This window comes from Marinobacter sp. F4218, from assembly GCF_019443085.1.
GTDB classification, from domain to species: domain Bacteria; phylum Pseudomonadota; class Gammaproteobacteria; order Pseudomonadales; family Oleiphilaceae; genus Marinobacter; species Marinobacter albus.
Map to the genome: position 1 here is coordinate 1 of NZ_JAHZIL010000007.1, position 5,640 is coordinate 5,640.

The window sequence follows — 5,640 nt, forward strand, 5'->3', positions numbered from 1 at the left end:
GTTTGAAAGTACTGAAGAAATCGAGTTTGAAAATTCTTCAGAAAGCGGTTGACAGAGAGGTGGTTCGGTGTAGAATGCGCCCTCTCGAAACAAGCAGTAAGCCGGGTGATTTTTCGGCGGGTTCCGGAGACGGGATGCAGCGAAAAATAAACGGTTGACAAGGTGGCGGTTCGATGTAGAATACGCGGCCTTGATTGAGCAACAGCTCAAACGCTCTTTAAAAAATTGACCAAGTAATTCGTGTGGGCGCTGGCCGAGGTATTTCGGATACGAAATATCAGGACAGTGACTCGTCGAAATTGAGTTTTGTCTTGAGCAAGAATAGAGAATCTTCGGATTCTTGTATGATTTAAACTGAAGAGTTTGATCATGGCTCAGATTGAACGCTGGCGGCAGGCTTAACACATGCAAGTCGAGCGGTAACAGGGGGTGCTTGCACCCCGCTGACGAGCGGCGGACGGGTGAGTAATGCATAGGAAACTGCCCAGTAGTGGGGGATAGCCCGGGGAAACCCGGATTAATACCGCGTACGCCCTTCGGGGGAAAGCAGGGGATCTTCGGACCTTGCGCTATTGGATGTGCCTATGTCGGATTAGCTAGTTGGTGGGGTAAGAGCCTACCAAGGCGACGATCCGTAGCTGGTCTGAGAGGATGATCAGCCACATCGGGACTGAGACACGGCCCGAACTCCTACGGGAGGCAGCAGTGGGGAATATTGGACAATGGGGGCAACCCTGATCCAGCCATGCCGCGTGTGTGAAGAAGGCTTTCGGGTTGTAAAGCACTTTCAGTGAGGAGGAAAACCTTACGACTAATACTCGTGAGGCTTGACGTTACTCACAGAAGAAGCACCGGCTAACTCCGTGCCAGCAGCCGCGGTAATACGGAGGGTGCAAGCGTTAATCGGAATTACTGGGCGTAAAGCGCGCGTAGGTGGTTTGATAAGCGAGATGTGAAAGCCCCGGGCTTAACCTGGGAACGGCATTTCGAACTGTCAGGCTAGAGTGTGGTAGAGGGTAGTGGAATTTCCTGTGTAGCGGTGAAATGCGTAGATATAGGAAGGAACACCAGTGGCGAAGGCGGCTACCTGGACCAACACTGACACTGAGGTGCGAAAGCGTGGGGAGCAAACAGGATTAGATACCCTGGTAGTCCACGCCGTAAACGATGTCAACTAGCCGTTGGGGATCTTGAATCCTTAGTGGCGCAGCTAACGCACTAAGTTGACCGCCTGGGGAGTACGGCCGCAAGGTTAAAACTCAAATGAATTGACGGGGGCCCGCACAAGCGGTGGAGCATGTGGTTTAATTCGACGCAACGCGAAGAACCTTACCTGGCCTTGACATGCAGAGAACTTTCCAGAGATGGATTGGTGCCTTCGGGAACTCTGACACAGGTGCTGCATGGCCGTCGTCAGCTCGTGTCGTGAGATGTTGGGTTAAGTCCCGTAACGAGCGCAACCCCTATCCCTAGTTGCTAGCAGTTCGGCTGAGAACTCTAGGGAGACTGCCGGTGACAAACCGGAGGAAGGTGGGGATGACGTCAGGTCATCATGGCCCTTACGGCCAGGGCTACACACGTGCTACAATGGCGCGCACAGAGGGCTGCAAACCCGCGAGGGGGAGCTAATCTCACAAAACGCGTCGTAGTCCGGATCGGAGTCTGCAACTCGACTCCGTGAAGTCGGAATCGCTAGTAATCGTGAATCAGAATGTCACGGTGAATACGTTCCCGGGCCTTGTACACACCGCCCGTCACACCATGGGAGTGGATTGCACCAGAAGTGGTTAGTCTAACCTTCGGGAGGACGATCACCACGGTGTGGTTCATGACTGGGGTGAAGTCGTAACAAGGTAGCCGTAGGGGAACCTGCGGCTGGATCACCTCCTTAAACGAAGCCGAAAGCTTCGGTCAGAGTCCACACGAATTACTTGGTTGATTAATGAAGAGAGCAGATGGGTCTATCAGGCCCGTACCATTGGGTCTGTAGCTCAGGTGGTTAGAGCGCACCCCTGATAAGGGTGAGGTCGGTGGTTCAAGTCCACCCAGACCCACCAAAATTGCTCAACTCCTGGAGTTGACCAATTTGAGGTAGCTTAAATGGGGCTATAGCTCAGCTGGGAGAGCGCCTGCCTTGCACGCAGGAGGTCGGCAGTTCGATCCTGCCTAGCTCCACCAAAACTTTACTGGCGAACTTCGGTTCATCAGTGTCCAGAAACAAGCATTTCATCAACGACCGAGGTTGTTGGATGAAGTTCTTCTTTCTGATCACTGGGTCAGATTTGCTCTTTAACAAATTGGACGAGATAGAAATACCGATTATTGGATTCCATTATCTCCGGAATTCGATAATCAGTGATAGCGATTTCAAGCGTTATCCGGTGTTGTCGTTGAAGTGGTTGTATATGGCTTCAAGTGACTGTCTCGAACTGACACACCCATCGGGCTTGCCTGGTGAGTGGCGTTGTTTCGACGATCAGTTGTCTTGGGGTTATATAGTCAAGCAACTAAGCGCATACGGTGGATGCCTTGGCAGTCAGAGGCGATGAAAGACGTGGAAGCCTGCGATAAGGTTCGGGGAGCTGGCAAACGAGCTGTGATCCGGACATTTCTGAATGGGGAAACCCACCTGGTTTCGGCCAGGTACTGTGCACTGAATCCATAGGTGTACAGGGCGAACCGGGGGAACTGAAACATCTAAGTACCCCGAGGAAAAGAAATCAACCGAGATTCCCTAAGTAGCGGCGAGCGAACGGGGATTAGCCCTTAAGCTAAACAACTGGTAGGAGAAGGCTCTGGAAAGTGCCGCCATAGTGGGTGATAGCCCCGTATCCGAAACCTGAGTTTAGTGAAATCGAGTAGGACGGGACACGTGATATCCTGTCTGAATATGGGGGGACCATCCTCCAAGGCTAAATACTCCTGACTGACCGATAGTGAACCAGTACCGTGAGGGAAAGGCGAAAAGAACCCCTGTGAGGGGAGTGAAATAGATCCTGAAACCGTATGCGTACAAGCAGTCGGAGCGGACTTGTTCCGTGACGGCGTACCTTTTGTATAATGGGTCAGCGACTTATGTTCAGTGGCGAGGTTAACCGTTTAGGGGAGCCGTAGGGAAACCGAGTCTGAATAGGGCGATTTAGTCGCTGGGCATAGACCCGAAACCGGGCGATCTATCCATGAGCAGGTTGAAGGTTGAGTAACATCAACTGGAGGACCGAACCCACTGTCGTTGAAAAGCCAGGGGATGACTTGTGGATCGGAGTGAAAGGCTAATCAAGCCCGGAGATAGCTGGTTCTCCCCGAAAGCTATTTAGGTAGCGCCTCGGACGAATACCACAGGGGGTAGAGCACTGTTTCGGCTAGGGGGTCATCCCGACTTACCAACCCGATGCAAACTCCGAATACCTGTGAGTACTATCCGGGAGACACACGGCGGGTGCTAACGTCCGTCGTGAAGAGGGAAACAACCCAGACCGCCAGCTAAGGTCCCCAAGTACCAGTTAAGTGGGAAACGATGTGGGAAGGCTCAGACAGCTAGGAGGTTGGCTTAGAAGCAGCCATCCTTTAAAGAAAGCGTAATAGCTCACTAGTCGAGTCGGCCTGCGCGGAAGATGTAACGGGGCTCAAACTGGTCACCGAAGCTGCGGCTGCATACTTTGTATGCGGGGTAGGGGAGCGTTCTGTAAGCCTGCGAAGGTGTGTTGAGAAGCATGCTGGAGGTATCAGAAGTGCGAATGCTGACATGAGTAACGACAATGCGGGTGAAAAACCCGCACGCCGGAAGACCAAGGGTTCCTGCGCAACGCTAATCGGCGCAGGGTGAGTCGGCCCCTAAGGCGAGACCGAAAGGTGTAGTCGATGGGAAACGGATTAATATTTCCGTACCTTGGATAGCTGCGATGGAGAGACGGAGAAGGCTAGGTGAGCCGGGCGACGGTTGTCCCGGTTTAAGCGAGTAGGGAGTGGACTTAGGCAAATCCGGGTCCACAATTCTGAGACGCGACGACGACTGCCCTTTTAGGGCGGGAAGTCATTGATGCCATGCTTCCAGGAAAATCTTCTAAGCTTCAGGCTATTCGAGACCGTACCCCAAACCGACACAGGTGGTCAGGTAGAGAATACCAAGGCGCTTGAGAGAACTCGGGTAAAGGAACTAGGCAAAATGGTGCCGTAACTTCGGGAGAAGGCACGCTGGTTGTATGTGAAGCCCCTGCGGGTGGAGCAGAAGCCAGTCGAAGATACCAGGCCCCTGCGACTGTTTATTAAAAACACAGCACTGTGCAAACACGAAAGTGGACGTATACGGTGTGACGCCTGCCCGGTGCCGGAAGGTTAATTGATGGGGTTAGCATTCGTGCGAAGCTCTTGATCGAAGCCCCGGTAAACGGCGGCCGTAACTATAACGGTCCTAAGGTAGCGAAATTCCTTGTCGGGTAAGTTCCGACCTGCACGAATGGCGTAACGATGGGGGCGCTGTCTCTACCCGAGACTCAGTGAAATTGAAATCGCCGTGAAGATGCGGTGTATCCGCGGCTAGACGGAAAGACCCCGTGAACCTTTACTATAGCTTCACAGTGAACTTTGAGCAGTTTTGTGTAGGATAGCTGGGAGGCTTTGAAGCGGTGACGCCAGTCATCGTGGAGCCAACCTTGAAATACCAGCCTGAGCTGTTTGAGGTTCTAACTTGGACCCCTTATCGGGGTTGAGGACACTGTGTGGTGGGTAGTTTGACTGGGGCGGTCTCCTCCCAAAGCGTAACGGAGGAGCACAAAGGTGGGCTAAGCATGGTCGGACATCATGCGGTTAGTGTAATGGCACAAGCCCGCTTAACTGCGAGACAGACACGTCGAGCAGGTGCGAAAGCAGGTCATAGTGATCCGGTGGTTCTGTATGGAAGGGCCATCGCTCAACGGATAAAAGGTACTCCGGGGATAACAGGCTGATACCGCCCAAGAGTTCACATCGACGGCGGTGTTTGGCACCTCGATGTCGGCTCATCACATCCTGGGGCTGAAGCCGGTCCCAAGGGTATGGCTGTTCGCCATTTAAAGTGGTACGCGAGCTGGGTTTAGAACGTCGTGAGACAGTTCGGTCCCTATCTGCCGTGGACGTTGGAGATTTGAGGAAAGCTGCTCCTAGTACGAGAGGACCGGAGTGGACGAACCGCTGGTGTTCGGGTTGTGTCGCCAGACGCATTGCCCGGTAGCTATGTTCGGATAGGATAACCGCTGAAAGCATCTAAGCGGGAAGCCCCTTCCAAGATGAGATCTCCCTGGACCTTCGAGGTCCCTGAAGAGCCGTTCAAGACCAGGACGTTGATAGGTCGGGTGTGTAAGCGCTGCGAGGCGTTGAGCTAACCGATACTAATTGCTCGTGCGGCTTGACTATATAACACCCAAGACAATTGCGGATAACGCACCAACGAAGTCTCTATCACTTTCCATCTCGTCCCCCAGTGATCAACCGTTTTGTCTGACGACCATAGCGGCTTGGAACCACCTGATCCCATCCCGAACTCAGAAGTGAAACAGGCCTGCGCCGATGGTAGTGTGGCATTGCCCATGTGAGAGTAGGTCATCGTCAGACTCCTAATACCAAAAACCCCAGCTTCCTCGAGGCTGGGGTTTTTTATTGCCC

2 tRNA genes and 3 rRNA genes are annotated in these 5,640 nt (G+C 53.1%); all 5 read left to right on the top strand.

Features of this window, described 5'->3' with window-relative positions:
• Positions 1 to 351 precede the first annotated feature (351 nt).
• The 5 genes from K0B93_RS19135 to rrf all read left to right on the top strand — a co-directional run bounded on the left by K0B93_RS19135 (position 352) and on the right by rrf (position 5,589).
• Positions 352 to 1,891 (top strand): 16S ribosomal RNA (locus tag K0B93_RS19135).
• A gap of 89 nt (positions 1,892 to 1,980) precedes the next feature.
• Positions 1,981 to 2,057 (top strand) — tRNA-Ile (locus K0B93_RS19140).
• Positions 2,058 to 2,102: 45 nt separating this feature from the next.
• Positions 2,103 to 2,178: transfer RNA gene (locus K0B93_RS19145), tRNA-Ala, on the top strand.
• A gap of 319 nt (positions 2,179 to 2,497) precedes the next feature.
• A 23S ribosomal RNA gene (locus K0B93_RS19150) occupies positions 2,498 to 5,391 on the top strand.
• A gap of 83 nt (positions 5,392 to 5,474) precedes the next feature.
• Positions 5,475 to 5,589 (top strand): 5S ribosomal RNA (gene rrf / locus K0B93_RS19155).
• The 16S, 23S and 5S rRNA genes sit together here with 2 tRNA genes alongside, the layout of an rRNA operon.
• Positions 5,590 to 5,640: the final 51 nt, after the last annotated feature.